The 18,796-nt window shown below is 71.3% G+C and carries 21 protein-coding genes and 1 pseudogene; 10 read left to right on the top strand and 12 right to left on the bottom strand.

The window, feature by feature from the left end:
- Window positions 1–29 precede the first annotated feature (29 nt).
- Complete coding sequence (locus M1105_RS06490; RefSeq protein ID WP_249579528.1) at window positions 30–1,094, bottom strand: hypothetical protein; 1,065 nt, start codon at window positions 1,092–1,094, stop codon at window positions 30–32.
- Window positions 1,091–1,654 carry an ATP-dependent protease subunit HslV gene (gene hslV / locus M1105_RS06485; protein WP_249579527.1) on the bottom strand — a complete coding sequence of 188 codons (564 nt, stop codon included), beginning with the start codon at window positions 1,652–1,654 and terminating at the stop codon, window positions 1,091–1,093. The genes M1105_RS06490 and hslV overlap by 4 nt, the downstream gene beginning before the upstream one ends.
- Before the next feature lie 119 nt (window positions 1,655–1,773).
- Between hslV and hisB the strand changes: the two genes are divergently transcribed.
- From hisB to hisH, 3 genes are read left to right on the top strand one after another with little or no spacing between them, the layout of a single operon-like run.
- The gene (hisB, locus tag M1105_RS06480; RefSeq protein ID WP_249579526.1) at window positions 1,774–2,361 is read left to right on the top strand and encodes an imidazoleglycerol-phosphate dehydratase HisB; all 588 of its coding nucleotides are present in this window, start codon (window positions 1,774–1,776) and stop codon (window positions 2,359–2,361) included.
- A 4-nt stretch (window positions 2,362–2,365) separates the two neighbouring features.
- The gene (locus M1105_RS06475; protein ID WP_249579525.1) at window positions 2,366–2,716 is read left to right on the top strand and encodes a hypothetical protein; all 351 of its coding nucleotides are present in this window, start codon (window positions 2,366–2,368) and stop codon (window positions 2,714–2,716) included.
- Window positions 2,713–3,348, top strand: a complete 636-nt coding sequence (gene hisH / locus M1105_RS06470) for an imidazole glycerol phosphate synthase subunit HisH (protein WP_249579524.1) — start codon at window positions 2,713–2,715, stop codon at window positions 3,346–3,348. Before M1105_RS06475 ends, hisH begins: the two co-directional genes overlap by 4 nt.
- 14 nt (window positions 3,349–3,362) lie before the next feature.
- On the opposite strand, the gene M1105_RS06465 is transcribed toward hisH, so the two are convergent.
- From M1105_RS06465 to M1105_RS06450, 4 genes are all read right to left on the bottom strand, one after another.
- On the bottom strand, window positions 3,363–3,755 hold the full coding sequence (locus M1105_RS06465; protein WP_406600602.1) for a DUF2147 domain-containing protein: 393 nt from the start codon (window positions 3,753–3,755) through the stop codon (window positions 3,363–3,365).
- A 122-nt stretch (window positions 3,756–3,877) separates the two neighbouring features.
- A complete protein-coding gene (locus M1105_RS06460; protein WP_249579522.1) occupies window positions 3,878–4,501 on the bottom strand; it encodes an SCO family protein in 624 nt (207 codons plus the stop codon).
- Window positions 4,498–5,070, bottom strand: a complete 573-nt coding sequence (locus M1105_RS06455; protein WP_249579521.1) for a hypothetical protein — start codon at window positions 5,068–5,070, stop codon at window positions 4,498–4,500. Before M1105_RS06455 ends, M1105_RS06460 begins: the two co-directional genes overlap by 4 nt.
- Window positions 5,067–5,528: a hypothetical protein gene (locus M1105_RS06450; protein ID WP_249579520.1), complete on the bottom strand. Its 462-nt coding sequence runs from the start codon at window positions 5,526–5,528 to the stop codon at window positions 5,067–5,069. The genes M1105_RS06455 and M1105_RS06450 overlap by 4 nt, the downstream gene beginning before the upstream one ends.
- A gap of 174 nt (window positions 5,529–5,702) precedes the next feature.
- Here M1105_RS06450 and hisA point away from each other — a divergent pair, with 174 nt between their 5' ends.
- The 4 genes and pseudogenes from hisA (at window position 5,703) to M1105_RS06430 (ending at window position 8,029) form a co-directional block, all read left to right on the top strand.
- Window positions 5,703–6,425, top strand: coding sequence for a 1-(5-phosphoribosyl)-5-[(5-phosphoribosylamino)methylideneamino]imidazole-4-carboxamide isomerase (hisA, locus tag M1105_RS06445; protein WP_249579519.1), 723 nt, complete (start codon window positions 5,703–5,705; stop codon window positions 6,423–6,425).
- 72 nt (window positions 6,426–6,497) lie between these two features.
- The gene (gene hisF, locus M1105_RS06440; RefSeq protein WP_249579518.1) at window positions 6,498–7,268 is read left to right on the top strand and encodes an imidazole glycerol phosphate synthase subunit HisF; all 771 of its coding nucleotides are present in this window, start codon (window positions 6,498–6,500) and stop codon (window positions 7,266–7,268) included.
- Between the two features lie 8 nt (window positions 7,269–7,276).
- Window positions 7,277–7,576 (top strand): annotated as a pseudogene (locus M1105_RS06435) (phosphoribosyl-ATP diphosphatase); the annotation flags it as partial.
- Window positions 7,577–7,594: 18 nt separating this feature from the next.
- Window positions 7,595–8,029: a GNAT family N-acetyltransferase gene (locus M1105_RS06430; RefSeq protein WP_249579675.1), complete on the top strand. Its 435-nt coding sequence runs from the start codon at window positions 7,595–7,597 to the stop codon at window positions 8,027–8,029.
- Between the two features lie 18 nt (window positions 8,030–8,047).
- Here the strand turns inward: M1105_RS06430 and M1105_RS06425 are convergent, their stop codons facing one another.
- From M1105_RS06425 to rsmI, 5 genes are all read right to left on the bottom strand, one after another.
- Entirely contained in the window at window positions 8,048–8,977 is a 930-nt protein-coding gene (locus tag M1105_RS06425; RefSeq protein WP_249579517.1) for an alpha/beta hydrolase, read from the bottom strand.
- 20 nt (window positions 8,978–8,997) lie between these two features.
- Window positions 8,998–9,942, bottom strand: a complete 945-nt coding sequence (gene gshB, locus M1105_RS06420; protein ID WP_249579516.1) for a glutathione synthase — start codon at window positions 9,940–9,942, stop codon at window positions 8,998–9,000.
- A gap of 99 nt (window positions 9,943–10,041) precedes the next feature.
- Window positions 10,042–10,779 carry a BON domain-containing protein gene (locus M1105_RS06415; protein ID WP_249579515.1) on the bottom strand — a complete coding sequence of 246 codons (738 nt, stop codon included), beginning with the start codon at window positions 10,777–10,779 and terminating at the stop codon, window positions 10,042–10,044.
- 14 nt (window positions 10,780–10,793) lie between these two features.
- A complete protein-coding gene (locus tag M1105_RS06410; protein ID WP_249579514.1) occupies window positions 10,794–11,228 on the bottom strand; it encodes a YraN family protein in 435 nt (144 codons plus the stop codon).
- A 59-nt stretch (window positions 11,229–11,287) separates the two neighbouring features.
- A complete protein-coding gene (gene rsmI, locus M1105_RS06405) occupies window positions 11,288–12,241 on the bottom strand; it encodes a 16S rRNA (cytidine(1402)-2'-O)-methyltransferase (protein WP_249579513.1) in 954 nt (317 codons plus the stop codon).
- Between the two features lie 72 nt (window positions 12,242–12,313).
- Here rsmI and M1105_RS06400 point away from each other — a divergent pair, with 72 nt between their 5' ends.
- The 3 genes from M1105_RS06400 to murJ are packed head-to-tail and all read left to right on the top strand — an operon-like array spanning window position 12,314 to window position 17,987.
- Window positions 12,314–13,531 carry a penicillin-binding protein activator gene (locus M1105_RS06400; protein ID WP_249579512.1) on the top strand — a complete coding sequence of 406 codons (1,218 nt, stop codon included), beginning with the start codon at window positions 12,314–12,316 and terminating at the stop codon, window positions 13,529–13,531.
- A gap of 11 nt (window positions 13,532–13,542) precedes the next feature.
- A complete protein-coding gene (locus M1105_RS06395) occupies window positions 13,543–16,392 on the top strand; it encodes a [protein-PII] uridylyltransferase (RefSeq protein WP_249579511.1) in 2,850 nt (949 codons plus the stop codon).
- Window positions 16,389–17,987: a murein biosynthesis integral membrane protein MurJ gene (murJ, locus tag M1105_RS06390; protein ID WP_249579510.1), complete on the top strand. Its 1,599-nt coding sequence runs from the start codon at window positions 16,389–16,391 to the stop codon at window positions 17,985–17,987. The genes M1105_RS06395 and murJ overlap by 4 nt, the downstream gene beginning before the upstream one ends.
- 6 nt (window positions 17,988–17,993) lie before the next feature.
- On the opposite strand, the gene M1105_RS06385 is transcribed toward murJ, so the two are convergent.
- Window positions 17,994–18,671, bottom strand: coding sequence for a rhomboid family intramembrane serine protease (locus M1105_RS06385; protein ID WP_249579509.1), 678 nt, complete (start codon window positions 18,669–18,671; stop codon window positions 17,994–17,996).
- Window positions 18,672–18,796 lie beyond the last annotated feature (125 nt).

Here is an 18,796-nt window from a genome sequence, read left to right as displayed (position 1 = left end):
GTTCGGGTATTGGGACGGTCCGCGGGCGATCAGGCCCCGGGGCGGGCCTCGTGCCGCGCTTTTCGCTCTTCCATCAGGTCCTTCCACTGCCGGCGCGACATGAAGGCCGGGTCGGTCCACTCCCACCTAATGTTGCGGACCCTGCGCGTCCAGCCGGAGGCCGCCGTCCGCCGCCGCGCCAGCAGCCAGACGATCATCCCCAGCCCGACCATCGCGTTGTAGACCCCGCCCCACTGCCAGATATCGAGCCTCACACCCAGCGGCTCGATCACCGCGAGCGCAAGCGGCCGGGTCATCGCCACTGTCCCGGCGGTGAACACGGCCATCCGGTCGATACGGAGCGACCAGGCCAGCAGGATGCCGAACAGCACGATCAGCGCGGCCAGGTTGATGCCTGCGGGCAGGGTGCTCGCGAACTTGCCCGCGATCAGCGCAAGGATGCCGCCGCCCACGATATGCAGCGGCCGCGCCGCCTCGAGCCCGAAGTACCCCGCGCGGCGGTCGAGATGCCAGCCCAGCCAGCAGGCGCCGAAGGCAAGGGCGGTCGACGCGACGGCGATCAACGGCCGGTCGACCAGCGCCGCCAGCACGCCGCGTGGCGTCAGCCCTTCGACCTTGGCGAGCGCGCCCAGATTTCCGCCCGTCATCCACAGGAACAGCGCGAGGATGCCCGAAAGCGCGATCGGCGAGACCAGCCCGGGCAGCCGGAAGCGCAGCAGAAACAGCAGCATCCCCGCCGACGTCACGCCATAGATCACCGGCAGGCGTGCAAGCGGCGTCATCGCCCGCAGCTCGGGCGTCGCGATCGAGGCGGCGAGCCCGAAGGCGATCGGCCCGAGGATGCCGAGCGCCGAGCCGGGCCACAGCATCAACCGCCGCCGCGCCACCACCTCGGCAAGCCCCCAGCAGCCGAGCCCCAGCGCCACGAGCGCCGGCAGCGGCTCGGCCGTGCGGGCATGGGTGACGGCGACGCCGCCGAAGATCAGCCTGAGCGCCACGATCCAGGCCACCAGGATCAGGAGCGAGAGCAACAACTCGCGCGGCTTGTTCCGCGGCGGGCGGAACGCGGGCGCGGGCGTCGCGCCGGGGGTCATGCCCCGATCACCTCGACGATCATGTTGCCGTTGGTGTAGACGCAGATGCCCGCGGCGATCTCGAGCGCGCGGCGCGCGATCGCCTCCGCATCGCGGTCGGTGTCGGCCATAGCGCGCGCGGCGGCGAGGGCGTAATTGCCGCCCGAGCCGATCGCCGCGATCCCCCCTTCGGGCTCCAGCACGTCGCCCGCGCCGGTCACGACCAGCAGCGTCGCGCCGTCGGTGACGATCAGCATCGCCTCGAGCTTCTGCAGGTACTTGTCCGTGCGCCAGTCCTTGGCGAGCTCGACGCAGGCACGCATCAATTGCCCGGGCGCGGCCTCGAGCTTGGCCTCGAGCCGCTCGAGCAGCGTGAAGGCGTCGGCCGTGGCGCCCGCGAAGCCCGCCACCACGTCGTGCCCGCCGGGGGTCAGCCGGCGCACCTTGCGCGCGTTCCCCTTGATCACGGTCTGGCCGAGGCTCACCTGCCCGTCGCCCGCGACCGCGACCCGGCCACCCTTCTGCACGGCCACGATGGTCGTGCCGTGCCAGCCGGGAAATCCGCCGCTCTCCAACGCCATGTCGCACTCCCCTTGGTCTTTCGTCCCGCATATAAGACGGCAGGCGCGGTTTCCACCGCAAGGCTGGTCTCGGGCCGGATCACGATCTATAGAAGCGCCGACAGGCTCGGGAGGGAGCGATGCGCAAGGCAAGCCTCAGCCGCAAGACGGCCGAGACGGCGATCGAGGTCGAGATCGACCTCGACGGCACCGGCGCCTATGATTGCCAGACGGGCGTGGGTTTCTTCGACCACATGCTGGACCAGCTTGCGCGGCACTCGCTGATCGACATCCGCGTGCGGGCCGAGGGCGATCTGCACATCGACGACCACCACACCGTCGAGGACGTGGGCATCGCGCTGGGCCGGGCGCTGGCGCAGGCGCTGGGCGACAAGCGCGGCATCCGCCGCTACGGCGCGTGCCTGCTGCCGATGGACGACACGCTGGTGCGCGCGGCGCTCGACCTCTCGGGCCGGCCCTTCCTCGTGTGGAAGGTCGATTTCACGGCGCCGAAGATCGGCAGCTTCGACACCGAGCTGGTGCGCGAGTTCTTCACCGCCTTGGCGATGAATGGCGGCATCACGCTGCATGTCGAGCGCATCGACGGCATCAACAGCCACCACATCGCCGAGGCCGCCTTCAAGGCGGTGGCGCGCAGCCTGCGCGAGGCGGTCGAACCCGACCCCCGCAAGGCCGACGCGATCCCATCGACCAAGGGGACGCTGTGAGCCGATGGGCGGGCGCGTCGGCCTCTACACCATCCACTCGCGCGGCCGCGCCGACGAGGTGATCGCGGTGGGCGACCATCGCCACCCGCTGGGCGTGGTTCCGCCATTCTGGGCGCTTTGGCGCGGGCTCTGGATCACGGCCTCGCTGATGGCGCTTGCGATGATCGCGGCGGTGACGCTCCACCCGTTGGCGGCCGGCACGGTCTGGGGCGCGCTGATCGCGATCACGGTGTTCGAGGGCTCGGTGCTCGAGCGGCTGGAATGGCGGATCCGTGGCTGGCGCGAGGTGGGCGTCGTCGAGGCGCGCACCGAGGAAGGCGCCGAGGAACTCTTTCTCAGGGGCGAGGCATCGTGACCACGGCGATCATCGACTATGGCTCAGGCAATCTGCGCTCGGCCGAAAAGGCCTTCCAGCGCATGGCGGCCGAGACTTGCGGCGGCGATGTGATCGTCACCGCCGACCCCGACCGCGTGGCGCGCGCCGACCGGATCGTCCTGCCGGGCGTCGGCGCCTTCGCCGACTGCCACCGCGGGTTGCTGGCGGTCGCCGGCATGGCCGAGGCGATCGAATCGCGCGTGACAGCCGGCTATCCCTTCCTCGGCATCTGCGTCGGCATGCAGCTCATGGCGACCCGTGGCCTCGAGCATGGCGAGACGCCGGGCTTCGGCTGGATCCCCGGCGAGGTCGAGCGCCTCGCGCCGAACGACCCCGAGCTCAAGGTGCCCCACATGGGCTGGAACGAGCTGCTGATCACGATGCCGCATCCCGTGCTGGCGGGCATCGAGCCCGGCGCGCACGCCTATTTCGTCCATTCCTACCACCTGCGGGTGCGCGTGCCCGAACACCGTCTGGCGCATGTCCATTACGGCCAGATGGTCACCGCGGTGGTCGGCCGCGCCAACATGGTCGGCACCCAGTTCCATCCCGAGAAGAGCCAGGCGACCGGCTTGCGCCTGATCGCGAATTTCCTGAGCTGGCGGCCCTGAGCGCCGCCGCGGGCTCAGTTCACGCGGACCCAGTCCTGCCCGCGACAGATCAGGCCGCCCAGCACGCAGCCCGAGATCTCAAGCCCCGCACCCTGAACCTCAAGCTTGCCGCTGTAGGTCTTGTCGTCGTCCGGCGCCCAGATCTCGCCACCTGCCCAGCGGCCGTCGCCATCGGGCGCCATGCCCCAGAAGATCCGCTTGCCGACCGTGCGGTCGCTGGCCCCGCCGAAGGCGCCGATGGTGGTGCCGCACAGCGCCGCCGCGTCGTCCGCGCAGGGCGCGATCTCGACATGCAGATAGCGCCCGTCCTCCTTCGGCTCGGTCTTCCAGACGCCGAGCGGCCCGTCCGCCCGGGCCGCGCCCGCGATCGCGAAAGCCGCCACGGACAGCGCCAAGATTGCCCTCACCCGCATTCTCCACCCCTGTTCTGCGGGTCCCTGCGCCCGCGGGGCTGAGACTGGCGCGCCGGGACGGCCGGGCTCAAGCCGTGACTTCGCGTCATCACTGCAACGTCATTGGCCGCGAGCGGTCAAAGGGCGAGCAGGTGCCGGCGCATGAGTTCGGCAATACGCGCGGGGCCAACGATCGGCGGCAGCACGCTGCGCACCCGCCCGTCCGGCCCGACGAGGTATATGAAGCTTCCATGGGCGAAGATGGGCGCGCCCGCCGCATCCCTCGCGACCTCGGCGGCTTCGACCTGAAAGGCCGCGCGCGCCTCGGCAAGCGCCTCGGCCGTGCCGGTCAATCCGATCAGGCGGTCGTGATAGCGTGGCAACGCGCGGGCCAGCGCCTCGGGCGTGTCGCGGGAGGGGTCCACGGTGATCATCACTGGGGCAATTGCCGCGCCGTCGTCGCCCAGCAGGTCGAGCGCTTCGGCCATCGCCGGCAGGGCAACCGAGCAGATCGCCTCGCAGTTCGCGTAGCCGAAGAACAGCGCGACCGGGCGACCCGCGAATTCCGCCTCGCTGACCCGCCGGCCCGCCTGGTCGCTCAGGTCGAACCGCATCCTGATCTCGACAGGGAACGGCGGCGGCGCGGCATCGTTGGCTGCGTGCGGCGCCGGGGCGTCATGCGAGCGCCCGTCATGCGCCGCCGCGCCGCCGCTCGTGGCGAGAGCCACGAGCGCGGCTGCAACCGCGCGCCGCGGTGTCACTGGTTCTCCCGGATGAAGGCCTCGTCGGTCTCGCGCCCGAGGCCGAGATAGCCGTCTCGTTCGATCCGCTCGCGGATGCGCGGGTCGTTGCGGAACCACTCGCCTTCCTGCCCGCCATTCGCCGCACGCCACTGTTCGAGCCAGCGATTCGTCCGCTCGGGCATCGCGCTCCCCGCGGCGCTGACCGTCTGGACCTGCATCAGGCGCGCGCCCCGGGTCTGCTCGGGGTCTCCCACCATCAGCCCGTCGACGGTCACGGTCTGCCCGCACCACGGTGCAAGGTCGACGGTCGCCCCGGTGAAGATCGGCTGGATGTTCTTGAGAGCGAGCACCATCACGCCATCGGACTCGCGCAGCAGCACCATCTGCCGCAGGCCGGCGCCGCAATCGGCCGGGCAGTCGCCGGTCAGCGCGCAGACCGCGTCCGTGACCCGCGTCGAGAAGCGCGCAGGCTGTTCGCCGGTGAGGCCCCAGCCTTCCGCCTTGCTTCCAGCCGAGAAATCCTCGGTCGCCTGCGCCGCCGGGGCGAGTGCGAGTGTCGTCGCGATGATCCAAGCGGCCCGGATCATTGCGAAAGCTCCGGGATCGCGAAGGGCGGGACGACACCGTAGTCCTCGTGGCTGCGGTTGACGATGCCCTCGTCGGCCAGAACCTCGGCGACCATCAGGTAGTTGATGCCGTCCCGGACATGCAGGGTGCCATCGACCGTGATCCGGTGGCTCTGGGTGTCGAGAAGCGCCGTCCCGTCAGCGATCTCGGGCGCCCCCTGCCATTTCATCACCATGTAGACGGCGCCGTCGTCGGCGAGCACGCCCACCGGAATGCCGCCCGCCGCGCACCACATCGCGCAGGTGTGGTGGGCCGAGCCGACGACCGCCTCGGGTCCGCCCATCACCCCCGAGAAGTAGCACCAGGTGTCGATCACCTCGCCGGTGATCCGCACGGCCTCGCCCTGGGCCGCGCGCGCACCCGGCACCAATGCCGCGAAGAACAGGAACGCAAGCGGTACAAGCGGGATCCTTCGCATCTCTCTCCTCCGGTTGCCGCACGGGGGCCAAGGCTGCCGCATCCTTGCGGAGCCGTCGATTCACATCTGCTCGCCCGGGGTGACAAACTGCCCCTCGCCGGGGCGCTTTCCTTTCCGCCCCGGCTCCGCTAGAGCGGGCACGCCCGCCAGAATTGAATTACAGAAGCGCCTCGCATGATCCTTTACCCGGCAATCGACCTCAAGGACGGCAAATGCGTCCGCCTCGTGCGTGGCGAGATGGACGCGGCGACCGTCTTCAATGACGATCCGGTGGCGCAGGCGGTCGCGTTTGAAGAGGCCGGCTGCCGTTGGCTGCATCTCGTCGATCTCGACGGCGCCTTCTCGGGCCGGCCGGAGAATGCCGCCGCGGTCGACGCGATCATCGCGGCCACCTCGCTCCCGGCGCAGCTTGGTGGCGGCATTCGCAGCATGGCGACGATCGGCGACTGGCTCGACCGTGGGCTGGCGCGGGTCATCCTGGGCACGGCGGCGGTGCGCGACCCCGGCCTGGTCCGCGAGGCCGCGCGCGCCTTTCCGGGGCAGATCGCGGTCGGGATCGACGCCCGCAAGGGGATGGTCGCCGTCGCGGGATGGGCCGAGACGACCGACATCACCGCGCTCGACCTCGCGCGCCGCTTCGAGGATGCCGGCGTCGCCGCGATCATCTACACCGATATCGACCGCGACGGCGCGCTGGGTGGCCCGAATGTCGAGGCGACCGCCAGCCTCGCCCGGGCGGTTTCCATCCCTGTCATCGCCTCCGGCGGCGTGTCCTCGCTCGACGATCTGCGGGCGCTGAAGGACTGCGGCGCGTCCCTGAACGGCGTCATCTCCGGCCGCGCGATCTATGACGGGCGCATCGATCTGGTCGAGGCGATGGCGCTCCTGGCCGAGTGAGCCGCACCTTGGCGCTACCAACGCCGCGCGAAACCGGCTAAACCCCGGCACCGGAACGCAAGGGTCAGCGCCATGCTCAAGGTTCGTGTCATCCCCTGCCTCGACGTCAAGGACGGGCGCGTCGTCAAGGGCGTCAACTTCGTCGGCCTGCGCGATGCGGGCGACCCGGTCGAGCAGGCGCGCATCTACGACGCGGCCGGCGCCGACGAGCTGTGCTTCCTCGACATCACCGCGAGCCACGAGAATCGCGGCACGATCCTAGACGTCGTCCGACGCACCGCCGAGGCCTGCTTCATGCCGCTGACGGTGGGCGGCGGCGTGCGCACGATCGAGGACATCCGCGCGCTTCTGCTGGCCGGTGCCGACAAGGTCTCGATCAACACCGCCGCGGTCAGGAACCCCGATTTCGTGCGCGAGGCCGCCGAGAAGTTCGGCAGCCAGTGCATCACTGTCGCGATCGACGCCAAATCGGTCGAGCCGGGCCGCACGCCCTCGGGCTACGAGATCTTCACCCATGGCGGACGCCAGCCCACCGGCATCGACGCCGTCGAGTTCGCGAAGCTGGTCGAGACGAAGGGCGCGGGCGAGATCCTGCTGACCTCGATGGATCGTGACGGCACGCGCGAGGGCTTCAATCTCGGCCTCACGCGGGCCATCGCGGATGCCGTCTCGATCCCCGTGATCGCCTCGGGCGGGGTGGGCACGCTCGACCACCTGGTCGAGGGCGTGACCGAGGGCCACGCCTCGGCCGTGCTGGCCGCCTCGATCTTCCATTTCGGCGAGCACACGATCCGCGAGGCCAAGCTCCACATGGCGCGCGCGGGCGTGGCGGTGCGGCTGTGACGGGGGGCGTGCTCGAGCGGCTTGCCGCCACCATCGCGGCGCGCAAGGGGGCGGATCCGACCACCTCGCACACCGCGGCGCTGCTTGCGAAGGGCCCTGCCAAATGCGCCGAGAAATTCGGCGAGGAGGCCGTCGAGGCGATCATTGAGGCGGTCCGTGGCGACCGCGCGCGCCTGACGGCCGAAGCTGCCGACGCGCTCTATCACCTCCTCGTCATGCTTGCCGCGCGCGACCTTTCGCTGGCCGACGTGCTGGCCGAGCTCGAGCGGCGCGAGGGCGTCTCGGGGGTCGCCGAGAAAGCGGCCCGGGCCGCGCCTCTGGCGCCGGTGGACGTCCGCCCAGCCACGGCAGACGCGGACATCGCGCGCTGCCTCGCGATCCGCGAAGCGGTGTTCATCCACGAGCAATCCGTTCCTCGCGAGCTAGAGCTCGACGGGCGCGACGTGGAATGCCGACACTACCTTGCCACGCTCGGCGACCAGCCGGTGGGCGCGGCCCGGGTGCTGCAGCAGGGCGATCGGGCCAAGATCCAGCGCGTCGCGGTGCTTTCGGCGGCGCGCGGCCGCGGCGTCGGCGCGGCACTCATGCGGCGCATCCTCGACGATCTCGCCGCCGAGCCCGGCATGGCCGAGGCTTGGCTCGAATCCCAAACCCACGCGCTCGCCTTCTACGAGGCGCTGGGATTCGTCGCGGAGGGCGAGGAATTCCTCGACGCGGGCATCCCACACCAGGCGATGCGCAAGCGGCTGCGGGACGCCTGAGCGGGGCGTCGCGTCCGGTCAGTCGGGCGTGAGCCGTGCGATGTAGGCCCCTGCGATCTCGAGCGTCGCCTGGGCCTGCGGAATCCAGCCCTGGAAGATCGGCCAGCCATGCGGCACGCGGGGCCAGATTTCCAGCCGGACGTCGCCACCCGCCGCGGTGAGGCTGCGTGCCATTGTGCGCGCGTCGTCGACAAGGATCTCGTCGCGCCCGGCGAAGATCAGCGTGGGCGGCGGCGCGGCAAGCCCCGCGTGGACCGCCGACACTTCGGGATCGTCGGCCGCGTGCGGGCCGCGCGCCATGGCGCTCGCCTCGAGGATGCGGCTTGCCGGCAGCATCGGGTCGCGCCGGGCATTGCGCTGGATGCTCTCCCCCGAGCAGCCAAGATCCGTCCAGGGCGAGAAGGCGACGATCGCGGCCGGCCGCGGCAGTCCCTCGCGTTCGAGGCGCGCGGCCAGAAGGAAGCACAGCCCGCCGCCCGCCGAGTCGCCGGCAAGCGCGATGCGCTCGGCCCGCAGGCCTTTCGACAGCAGGAAGCGATAGGCGGCCAGCGCGTCCTCGGTCGCGGCGGGCAGGGGATGCTCCGGCGCGAGGCGGTATTCCGGGAGGAGGACGCGCGCCGCAGCCGTCTCGCCCAGCGCCGCGGCGAGCCGCCAGTGCGTCTGCATCGATCCCGCGATGAAGGCGCCCCCATGCAGGTAGAGAATGGCGCGATGCCGGTCGGGCCTGCCGGCCGAGCACCAGCGCGCGTCGATCCAACGCTCCGCCGGCTCCGGCCCAGGGCGCGGGATCCGCTCGGCGCTGACATACGCGGCCTCGGGCCCGCGCAGCATGTGCCTTGCCTGATCCTCGAACAGGCGGCGCATCTCGGCCGGGGTTTGCAGCCGGGCGAGACGCCGCTTCACACTGAAGCGCAGCGCTAGATTGAAGAGGGCGAGCCGAAGCGACATGGCAGTCCCCGCCCGCCCGCTCAGGCGCCGCGCCGGCGCTCGATCGCTTCCCAGATCAGGGCGGCGACGTTGGTGCCGTCGAACCGCTCGAGCTCCTGGATGCCGGTCGGCGAGGTCACGTTGATCTCGGTCATCATTCCGCCGATGACGTCGATGCCGACAAAGATCAGCCCGCGCTCGCGCAGCAAGGGGCCGATGCGCGCGGCGATCTCGTGGTCGCGGTCGTCGAGCGCGATCTTCTCGGGCCGCCCGCCGACGTGCATGTTCGACCGTGTCTCGCCCTTCTGGGGCACCCGGTTGATCGCGCCCACCGCCTCGCCATCGACGAGGATCACGCGCTTGTCGCCCCGCTCGACTGCGGGCAGGAACTTCTGCGCGATCAGCGGCTCGCGGTTGATCCCGGCGAACAGCTCGTAGAGCGCGGTGAGGTTCGTGTCCGAATGCCCCAGCTTGAACACCCCGGCCCCGCCATTGCCGTAGAGCGGCTTGAGGATGATGTCGCCATGGCGCCCCTTGAACTCGCGCAGCGCAACCAGGTCGCGCGCGATCATGGTCGGCGGCATCAGGTCGATGAAGTCGAGCACCAGCAGCTTCTCGGGGCTGTTGCGCACCCAGAAGGGGTCGTTCACCACCAACGTCGCCGGGTGGATCTTCTCGAGCAGGTGCGTGTTCGTCACATAGGACATGTCGAAGGGCGGATCCTGGCGCAGCAGGACGACGTCGGTGGTCGAGAGGTCGCGCGTCTCCTGCGCCCCAAGCGAAAAGTGATTGCCCTTCTCGCGCCGGACCTCGAGCGGCCAGCCGGTGGCACAGACCCGCCCACCCTCCCAGAAGAGGTCGGGCACGTGGTAATAGAACAGGGAATGCCCGCGGGCCTGCGCCTCGAGCGCCAGTCGAAAGGTCGAATCGGCGTCGATGTTGACGCTTGCGATCGGGTCCATCTGGATCGCGACGGACAACGGCATCAGGTCTCTCCTCTGCCGTCATGCGGCGTCAGACGAACGAAAGCCGGCGGCCCCCTGCCGCCGGCGGGTGTCGGACCGCAGCCCGCGGGCGCCGCTGTCTCAGCCCTGGCCGGCGGGTGCGAGCGGCGCCGACTCGATCGACTGCGGCGCGCCGGTTCCGCCCGGGCTCGTCGTTACGGTTGCGGTCGCGCCGCCCGCCGGGGCCACGGCATCCGCCGCGGGCGCCTGCGGGCCGCGCGCCGCCACCCTGCGGCGGGGATCGTCGATCGTCAATACGTGGCTGACCACCCGCTTGACGCCGTTGACCGAACGGGCGTGATCCACGACCCTTCCGATCTCGGCCTCCGAGCGGGCGAGACCCGTCAGATGCACCACGCGGTCGACCGTCTCGACATTGAAGTTGACCGAGCGCACGTCGAGATCGGTGAACAGCTCGTAGCGCACCCGGTTCGAGATCGCGACGTCCTCGAGATAGGCCATTGTGCCGGAATCCTCGGCCACGGTCAGCTCGTCCGTCACCTCGCGCACGCCCGGGGTCTCCCAGGCGAGCCGGGTGGCCGTGATCTTGTCGTCGCGCGTCGGGACCGAGCCGGTCAGCACCACGCGCCCCTCGATCGCATCGATCGAGACGTTCCGGTAGAGGCTGCCGGAATGGTTCGCCAGCCGATTGGCGAGCGAAAGTTCGATCTCGGTATCCGTGAGCGCGTCGAAGGTCGTGCGCTCCTGCGCCACCGAGCGCGCAACGACGGTGCTGGTGCCGATGACGGCGACCGGTGCACAGCCTGCCGCGGCGCAGGCGCAAAGCGCCAGCGTCGCCGCTGTCAGGGAAGGTTTCATCGTTCTGCTCCGCCTCAATGCTCGTCAAAGCTGCGGGCGTTCTCGATGATCTGCGGTATCGCGTCGGGGCCCACGATGGCCAGGTCGAAGCGGCAGCCGCGGATCGCACCCGTCTTTTCAGCTGCCGTCATCATATAGTGAGTTGCCGCTGCCTCCAAGCGCCGCCATTGGCGGGCGGTCACGACCTCGTCCGCGGGCACGAGGCGGGCGCGCCGCTTCACCTCGACGAACACCAGGATATCGCCTTGACGCGCGACCAGATCGAGCTCGCCGCCGGGTGTCCGCAGCCGCCGGGCGAGGATCTCGGCGCCCGCGCGGCGGTAGCGCCGTTCGACGCAATCCTCGGCAAGGAGCCCGGCGAGGTGGTTCCGGCGCCCCCGGACCTGCCGCAGGGCCGAAGGGTCCGCCGCCTGTCCTTGCGCTATGGCCCACGCCGCCTTTGGGATCATCCTGCGCCCCTCCCGCTGCTTTCCGCCGGCGAGGTTCGCGCAGCAGCACGAATTTTCGGTTAACGCGCGCCGTTCCCACCCTCCGCGACGGCAAGCGCGCGGGCATAGACATCGCGCCGCGGCAGGCCAAGGCGCGCGGCGACCTCGCGCGCGGCATCCTTGACGCTCATCCGGCCGAGCGCCTCGCGCAGCGCCGCGTCCAGCTCCCCGGCAGGCGCCCCGGCGGCCTCGCCCGGCGGGCCGACCATCACGACGATCTCGCCGCGCGGCGGCGCCCCTGCCGCCACGCGCGCCGCGAGCGCGCCGAGCGCGCCACGCAGCACCTCCTCGTGCAGCTTCGTCAGCTCGCGCGCGACGGCGGCCGGCCGCTCCTCCCCCAGCACCGCGGCCATGTCGGCAAGGCTGGCGGCCAGCCGGCGGGGGCTCTCGTAGAACACCAGCGTGGCGCGCAGCGGCGCGATCGCGGAAAGGGCGCGTCGACGCTCGCCCGCCCGCGCGGGCAGAAAGCCCGCGAACAGGAAGCGGTCGGTCGGCAGCCCCGCGAGCGGAAGGGCGGCCAGCAGCGCCGACGCGCCCGGCACCGTGGTCATGGGATGGCCGTCCGCGATCGCCAGCTGCGCCAGCCGATAGCCCGGATCTGCGACCAGCGGCGAGCCCGCATCGGTGCAATAGGCGACCGCCAGCCCCTGTTCCAGCCAGCGGGCGATCCGCGGCCGGGCCTGCGGGCCGTTGCGGTCGTGGTAGGGGGTCATGGGCCGCCCGCCCAGCGCGATGCCGTGGATTTCCATCAGCTTGCGGGTCTGACGGGTGTCCTCGGCCGCGATCGCGTCGGCGCGGGCGAGCACGTCGAGCGCCCGCAGGGTGATGTCGGCAGCGTTGCCGATCGGCGTCGAGACGAGATAGAGGCCCGGCGAAAGCCGCGCGCCGGCATCGGTGTCGATGGCAGCTGTGGCTGATGCGACGCGCTCGGTCCGATGCGGCTCGCCGCCCGGTGCCTTGCGTTTACTTTGCATACCGCTCCCCCTAACGTCGGCGCCCAAGTGTCGGTGGCCGAACTGCCGCCGGAATGCAAGGAGACTCGCTTGATGCTCGCTCGCGCCTTCAACTCCGCGCCGGGGCTCGGGTTCGCGTTTGGCCTGCTCGCGGCGCTGGCGGCCTGCGCGCCACGCGGTGTCGCGCCGGGGCCGCAGGCAACGGGGCCGGCGTCGCCCGCGCAGACCGCCCCGTCGCCCGCACCGCTCCGCGGCGGTCCGCCTGTCGTGGCGCTGCTGGCGCCGACGGGAGCCGCGAACGAGAAGGTCGCGGGCGATGCGCGGGCGATCGTGAACGCCGCGCGCGCGGCCGCGTCGGACCGCGGCGCCGGCCTGATCGAGCTCAGGGTCTACGACACGATGGGCGACCGCGCCCGGACGGCCGCGATCGCGCGCGAGGCCATGGACGACGGGGCGCAGCTCATCCTCGGACCGCTGTTCGGCGCGAACACGCCGGCGGTGGCCGAGGCGGTGGCCGGGCGCGGCGTCCCGGTGATCTCGTTCTCGACCGACGGCACGGTGGCCGGCGGGCCGGTCTACGTCTCGGGCTACATGCCTGAAGCCGAGGCCGAGCGGATCCTCGACTATGCCGCACGGCAGGGCATCACCACGGTCGGGGTCTACGCGCCGCAGACGCCCTATGGCGACGCCGCGCTGCGCGGGGCCGAGGCGGCGGCTCCCCCGACCGGCACCTTCATCGCCGTGCGGCGCAGCTATCCGCGCAGCTTCCAGGGCATCCAGGACACCGCCGCCGACTTCGCCGAATCGGCGCTTGCGTCGGGCGTGCAGGCGGTGCTGCTGCCCGACTCGGGCGACGGGCTCAAGATCGTGGCGAGCTTCCTCGACTTCAACGGGCTTGTGCCCTCGCAGGTCAGGTACATGGGGCTCGGCCAGTGGGAGACGCGCGCCACCCTTACCGAGCCCGCGCTTCGCGGCGGCTGGTTCGCCGGCGCCGACCCCGAGGCCGTGCAGGCCTTCGCGCGCGACTATGCCGCGCGCCACGGCGCGACGCCCCCCTTCATCGCAGTGCTGGGCCACGATGCGGTCGAAGTCGCGCTTGCCCTCGCGGCCGAGGCACGCGCGCAGGGTGGCGACGTGCCCGCCTTCACGCACGAGGCACTGACCCGGCCCGAAGGGTTCCGCGGCGCGCTCGGGCCCTTCCGGTTCGAGCCGGACGGCACCTCGCGCCGCGCGCTTGCCGTGCTCGCGGTCGGCGAGGGCGGCTTCGAGGTGCTCGAGCCCGCGCCGCCCGCGTTCGGAGCGGGCTTCTAGGAGCATCCGCAGTGAGCGACATCGGGATGCACGCGACGGACGTCACCGACGAGGGTGACGACGCGGGCGGCCTCAGCTTCGCGGGCCTCGGCCACATGGTCTTGCGCGCCGCCGAGCTGCCGCCGGTCGGGGAGATGCGCGCGCGCGTCGATGCGCTGGTGGCCGCAGCGCCACGACCCGCCGATGCCCGGCCCGCGATCCTCGACTTCCTTCTCGACACCCTCGCCGAGGGACGCGGCACGGTCCGGCAGGCGATGCTCGACGAGCCGCTCGCGGGGCTGCGGCTTGCCCGCACGACGGCGCATCTGACCGACCTCGTGGTCGCCTCGGCCTGGCATTACGCCTCGGCCCATCTGCACCCCGCCCCGATCCGCACGAAGGGCGAGCAGCTTGCCGTCGTGGCGGTCGGCGGCTACGGGCGCGGCGAGATGGCGCCGTTCTCGGATGTCGACCTGCTGTTCGTGACGCCGTGGAAGCGCACCGCCTGGGCCGAGAGCGTGGTCGAGTCGATGCTCTACCTCTTATGGGACCTGCGGCTGAAGGTCGGGCAGGCCGTCCGATCGGTGGACGAGTGCCTGCGCCTTGGCGCGGAGGACATCACGATCCGCACCAACCTGCTGGAAAAGCGCCTGATTGCCGGCGATCCCGCGCCCTTCGAGACGCTCGACCGACGGCTCTGGGACGATCTCTTCCTCAGGACAGGCCCTGAATTCGTCGAGGCCAAGCTCGAGGAGCGCGACCGGCGACACGAGCGGCATGGCGGCTCGCGCTACCTGCTCGAGCCCAATATCAAGGAAGGCAAGGGCGGCCTGCGCGACCTGCAGACGCTGCACTGGATCTCGCGCTACCTCTACCGTGTCGACAAGGCGTGGGAGCTTTGCGACATGGGCGTGTTCGAGCGCGAGGAGGTCGCCCGCTTCGCCGAGGCCGCCAAGTTCATCTGGGCCGTTCGCTGCCATCTCCACGACCTCGCCGGCCGCGCGCAGGAGCAGCTCACCTTCGACCGGCAGGTCGAGATCGCGGCGCGCATGGGATACCGCGATGCCGGCGGGCGGATGGGCGTCGAGCACTTCATGCACGCCTATTTCCGCCACGCCAAGGACGTCGGCGATCTCACCCGCATCTTCTCGGCGGCGCTCGAGGCCCAGCACGCCAAGGCGTTGCCGCGCTTCTCGATGCTCCTGCGGGCGCTGAGCTTCCGGCCGGCCGCGGCGGGGCCCTTCGTCGTGCGCGACGGGCGCCTCGCGCCGCGCGACGAGCAGGTGTTCCGCGAGAACCCCGTGAACCTCCTGCGCCTGTTCCGCGAGGCGGCGCGGCTCGACGCCCAGATCCACCCCGCGGCGCTGAGGTTGGTCACCCAGAGCCTCGATCTCATCGACGACGACCTGCGCGCGAACCCGCAGGCCAACGCGCTGTTCATGGAGATGCTGACCGACCGGCAGAATGCCGAATGGCTGATGCGGCTGATGAACGAGACCGACGTGCTGGGCCGCTTCGTCCCCGATTTCGGCCGCATCGTCGCGATGATGCAGTTCAACATGTATCACCACTACACGGTCGACGAGCACACCATCCAGACGATCGGCGTGCTGAACCGGATCGAACAGGGCCGCGCGGGCGAGGAGCACCCGGTCGCCACCGAGATCGCGAAATCGGGCGTGAACCGCCGGGTGCTCTACACCGCGCTCCTGTTCCACGACATCGGCAAGGGCGATGCGCGGGATCACGCCGAGCTGGGCGCCGAAATCGCCGAGCGGGTCTGCCCGCGGCTGGGCCTCGACGAGGCCGAGGCCGAGCTGGTGGTCTGGCTGGTGCGCCATCACCTGCTGATGTCGGACGTGGCGCAGAAGCGCGACATCGCCGACCCCGTGACCGTCGCCGACTTCGCCCGCGTCGTGCAGAGCCCCGAGCGGCTGCGCCTGCTGCTGGTGCTCACGGTCTGCGACATCCGCGGCGTGGGGCCGGGGGTGTGGAACAACTGGAAGGCCCAGCTTCTGCGCAAGCTCTATTGGGACACGCGCGCGGTGCTGACCGGCGGCGGCGACCTCAAGACCACGCAGGCCGCGCGCGTGCAGGAGGCGAAGGACGCGCTCGCGGCGCTCCTCGCCGGCTGGTCGGCCGACGAGATCGACGCGGAATGCGCCCGGCACTACCCGCATTACTGGCTCGGCCTCGAGCCCACGACGCACCGCATCTTCGCCGGGCTCGCGCACGAGGGCGCGCAGGGGCGGATCATCTCGCATTTCGAGCAGGACCCGGGGCGCGACGCGACCACCGCCTGCATCTACATGCCCGACCACCCCGGTATCTTCAGCCGCATGGCCGGGGCTTTCGCGCTGGCCGGGGCGAGCGTCGTCGATGCCCGCACCTACACCACGGCCGACGGCATGGCCTGCTCGGCCTTCTGGATCCAGGACGCCGACGGGCGGCCCTTCGAGGACAGCCGCCTGCCGCGGCTCAAGCGCACAATCGAGCGGACCGTGAAGGGAGAGGTGATCGCCCGCGACGCGCTGCGCGAGAAGCGGCGCGACAAGCCCCGCGAGATGAGCTTCCGCGTGCCCACCCGCATCGTCTTCGATAACGACGCCTCCGAGCTCTACACGGTGATCGAGGTGAACGCCCGCGACCGGCTGGGCCTGTTGCACGTGCTGGCGCGGACGCTGACGGACTGCAACATCAACATCTTCTCGGCCATCATCGCGACCTATGGCGAGCACGCGGTCGACGTCTTCTACGTCAAGGACCTGTTCGGGCTGAAGATCCGCAGCCCGCAGAAGCAGCGGCTGATCGAGAAGCGGCTGCTGGATGCGGTCGAGGCCCTGTCAGGCTCCGGCGCCGCCGCGAGTTCCGCCAGATCATGAGCGTCCCGCAGGTCCGGCTGTTCCGCGCCTTCGCGACCGTGGGCGGCTGGACGATGGCGAGCCGCGTGCTCGGCTTCGTGCGCGACATCCTGATGGCGGCCTTCCTCGGCTCGGGGCCCGTGGCGCAGGCCTTCGTCGTCGCCTTCACGCTGCCCAACCTGTTCCGCCGATTCTTCGCCGAGGGGGCGTTCAACACCGCCTTCGTGCCGATGTTCGCCAAGCGCCTCGAAGGCGAGGGCCCCGAGCCCGCGCGCCGCTTCGCCGAGGAGGCGATGGCGGGCCTCGCGGCCGTCCTGATCGTCTTCACCCTGCTCGCGCAGGCCGCGATGCCGTGGCTCGTGCTGGCGCTGGCCAGCGGCTTCGCGGGGGATCAGCGGTTCGACCTCGCGGTGCTCTATGCCCGGATCGCGTTTCCCTACATCCTGTTCATCTCGCTTGCCGCGCTGATCTCGGGCGTCCTCAACTCGCTCGGGCGCTTCGCGGCGGCGGCGGCGGCGCAAGTGGCGCTCAACGTCGTGCTGATCGCGGCCCTCGCGATTGCCGAGAGCGGCGCGCTTGCGGGCCTCGTCACCACGGGCGACGTGACCGGCGCGGGCAGCGAGGGGCTGCACCACGGCGCGCTGCTGACCTGGGGGGTCGGCGTCGCGGGGGTGGCCCAGCTGTGGCTGGTGTGGCATGCGGCAGCGCGCGCCGGGATGCGGCTGGAGCTGCGCCGGCCGCGGCTGACGCCGGCGCTGCGCCGGCTCGCGGCGATCGCGCTGCCGGCGGCGCTGGCGGGCGGCGTCATGCAGATCAACATCGTCGTGGGCCGCCAGGTCGCGAGCCATTTCGAGGGCGCGATCGCGTGGCTTTGGTATGCCGACCGTGTGTTCCAGCTTCCGCTCGGCGTCGTCGGCGTGGCCGTGGGCGTGGTGCTGCTGCCCGAGCTGTCGCGCCGCGTCCGCGCCGGCGACATGGCGGCTGCGCGCGATGCGATGAACCGCGCGGCCGAGTTCTGCCTGATCCTGACCGTGCCCGCCGCCGTCGCCTTCGTCGCCATCCCCGGCCTGATCAGCGCGGTTCTGTTCGAGCGCGGCGCCTTCACGGCCGAGGACACGGCCGCCACCGCGCTGGGCCTTGCGATCTACGCGCTGGGCCTGCCCGCCTTCGTGCTGCAGAAGGTGCTGCAGCCGGCCTTTTTCGCGCGCGAGGACACGCGCACGCCGCTGCGCTTCGCGCTGTGGTCGATGCTCGCCAACGTCGCGATCGCCGCCGGGGGGGCGCCGCTCATCGGCTGGACCGCGGCGGCGATCGGCTCGACGGTCGCGGCCTGGGTCAACCTGGCTCTGCTGTGGCGGGGCGCGCGCCGGCTCGATGGCGGCATCGACGTCGATCCGCGGCTCGCCGCGCGCGCGCCGCGTATCCTTGCCGCCTCGCTCCTGACCGGGCTGGCCGCGCTCGGCATGGCCGAATGGCTCTCGATCCATGCGCCGGGGATGCGGGCCGCGGGGCTCGGCGTCATCATTGCCGTATCTGCCGCGTTCTACTTCACCGCGGCGACGCGGCTCGGGGCCTTCCGTCTTGCCGACCTGCGGGCCTCGATGCGCCGCGGTTGAGGCGCGTCAGTCGAACTGCCACGGCCGGGGCGGCCAGACGCGCGCCATGAGCCAGCCGGCGACGAAACCGCCGAGATGCGCCTCCCAGGCCAGCGCGCCGCCAAGACCGGTGAAGCCGAAGGCCATCACGGCGTTGATGGCGACCAGCCCCGCCACCAGCCGCCACACCGGCGCGGTCGAGAGCCCCACGGCCCTGAGCGCCCTCAGCCGCCACGCCGTCGCCGTGCCGAGGAAGCCGAACACCGCGCCCGAGGCGCCGACCAGCGGCCAGCGCGTCTCGGCGATCAGCGCGAACACCAGCGCGCCCGCGGCTGCCGTGATCAGGAACAGCCCCACGGTGCGCCCGATGCCGATGCTGCGGCTGATGCCATGCCCCAGCGCCAGGAACACTGCGCCGTTCAGCGCCAGGTGCAGCCATCCGCCATGCAGGAAGGCATAGGTGACGAACGACCAGATCAGCTGCGGCTCGACCGCGATGCCCGCGCGCGCCAGCTCGAACTGCACGTCGAAGAAGGCGAACATCGTGTAGATCCAGACGCGGTGGAAGATCTGCGGCGCGAGGCCATGGTCGGCCGCGGTCATCAGCCCCTCGAGCGCGACCATCACGCCCAGCATGGTCCACAGCACGGGGTGGACGGGAACGCCCTCGGCGGGGCGGGGCCAGAAGGCGGGGCTCTCGCTCATCGCGGGCGGTTCTAGCGCGTCGCGGGGCCCGCCGCCAGTGCGGATGGCGCCGCCCGCTTGACGATGACGGCGGCGCCGGCGCATTAAGGCCGGCGCATTCCGGCAGGCCCGCCGTCGCGGGCAGG

The organism is Thermohalobaculum sediminis (genome assembly GCF_023487995.1).
Classification (GTDB): domain Bacteria; phylum Pseudomonadota; class Alphaproteobacteria; order Rhodobacterales; family Rhodobacteraceae; genus Thermohalobaculum; species Thermohalobaculum sediminis.
This window is presented reverse-complemented; position numbering and strand designations above follow the sequence as displayed.

What these genes read in the sequence shown, in the direction of transcription:
- gshB (WP_249579516.1), bottom strand. Translation starts at nt 9,942, where the DNA reads ATGCCGTTGTCCGTCGCGATCCAGATGGACCCGATCGCAAGCGTCAAC.
- M1105_RS06410 (WP_249579514.1), bottom strand. Translation starts at nt 11,228, where the DNA reads ATGATCCCAAAGGCGGCGTGGGCCATAGCGCAAGGACAGGCGGCGGAC.
- hisA (WP_249579519.1), top strand. Translation starts at nt 5,703, where the DNA reads ATGATCCTTTACCCGGCAATCGACCTCAAGGACGGCAAATGCGTCCGC.
- M1105_RS06385 (WP_249579509.1), bottom strand. Translation starts at nt 18,671, where the DNA reads ATGAGCGAGAGCCCCGCCTTCTGGCCCCGCCCCGCCGAGGGCGTTCCC.
- M1105_RS06400 (WP_249579512.1), top strand. Translation starts at nt 12,314, where the DNA reads ATGCTCGCTCGCGCCTTCAACTCCGCGCCGGGGCTCGGGTTCGCGTTT.
- M1105_RS06475 (WP_249579525.1), top strand. Translation starts at nt 2,366, where the DNA reads ATGGGCGGGCGCGTCGGCCTCTACACCATCCACTCGCGCGGCCGCGCC.
- M1105_RS06415 (WP_249579515.1), bottom strand. Translation starts at nt 10,779, where the DNA reads ATGAAACCTTCCCTGACAGCGGCGACGCTGGCGCTTTGCGCCTGCGCC.
- M1105_RS06425 (WP_249579517.1), bottom strand. Translation starts at nt 8,977, where the DNA reads ATGTCGCTTCGGCTCGCCCTCTTCAATCTAGCGCTGCGCTTCAGTGTG.
- hisB (WP_249579526.1), top strand. Translation starts at nt 1,774, where the DNA reads ATGCGCAAGGCAAGCCTCAGCCGCAAGACGGCCGAGACGGCGATCGAG.
- M1105_RS06490 (WP_249579528.1), bottom strand. Translation starts at nt 1,094, where the DNA reads ATGACCCCCGGCGCGACGCCCGCGCCCGCGTTCCGCCCGCCGCGGAAC.
- rsmI (WP_249579513.1), bottom strand. Translation starts at nt 12,241, where the DNA reads ATGCAAAGTAAACGCAAGGCACCGGGCGGCGAGCCGCATCGGACCGAG.
- M1105_RS06455 (WP_249579521.1), bottom strand. Translation starts at nt 5,070, where the DNA reads ATGATCCGGGCCGCTTGGATCATCGCGACGACACTCGCACTCGCCCCG.
- hisF (WP_249579518.1), top strand. Translation starts at nt 6,498, where the DNA reads ATGCTCAAGGTTCGTGTCATCCCCTGCCTCGACGTCAAGGACGGGCGC.
- murJ (WP_249579510.1), top strand. Translation starts at nt 16,389, where the DNA reads ATGAGCGTCCCGCAGGTCCGGCTGTTCCGCGCCTTCGCGACCGTGGGC.
- hslV (WP_249579527.1), bottom strand. Translation starts at nt 1,654, where the DNA reads ATGGCGTTGGAGAGCGGCGGATTTCCCGGCTGGCACGGCACGACCATC.
- M1105_RS06450 (WP_249579520.1), bottom strand. Translation starts at nt 5,528, where the DNA reads ATGCGAAGGATCCCGCTTGTACCGCTTGCGTTCCTGTTCTTCGCGGCA.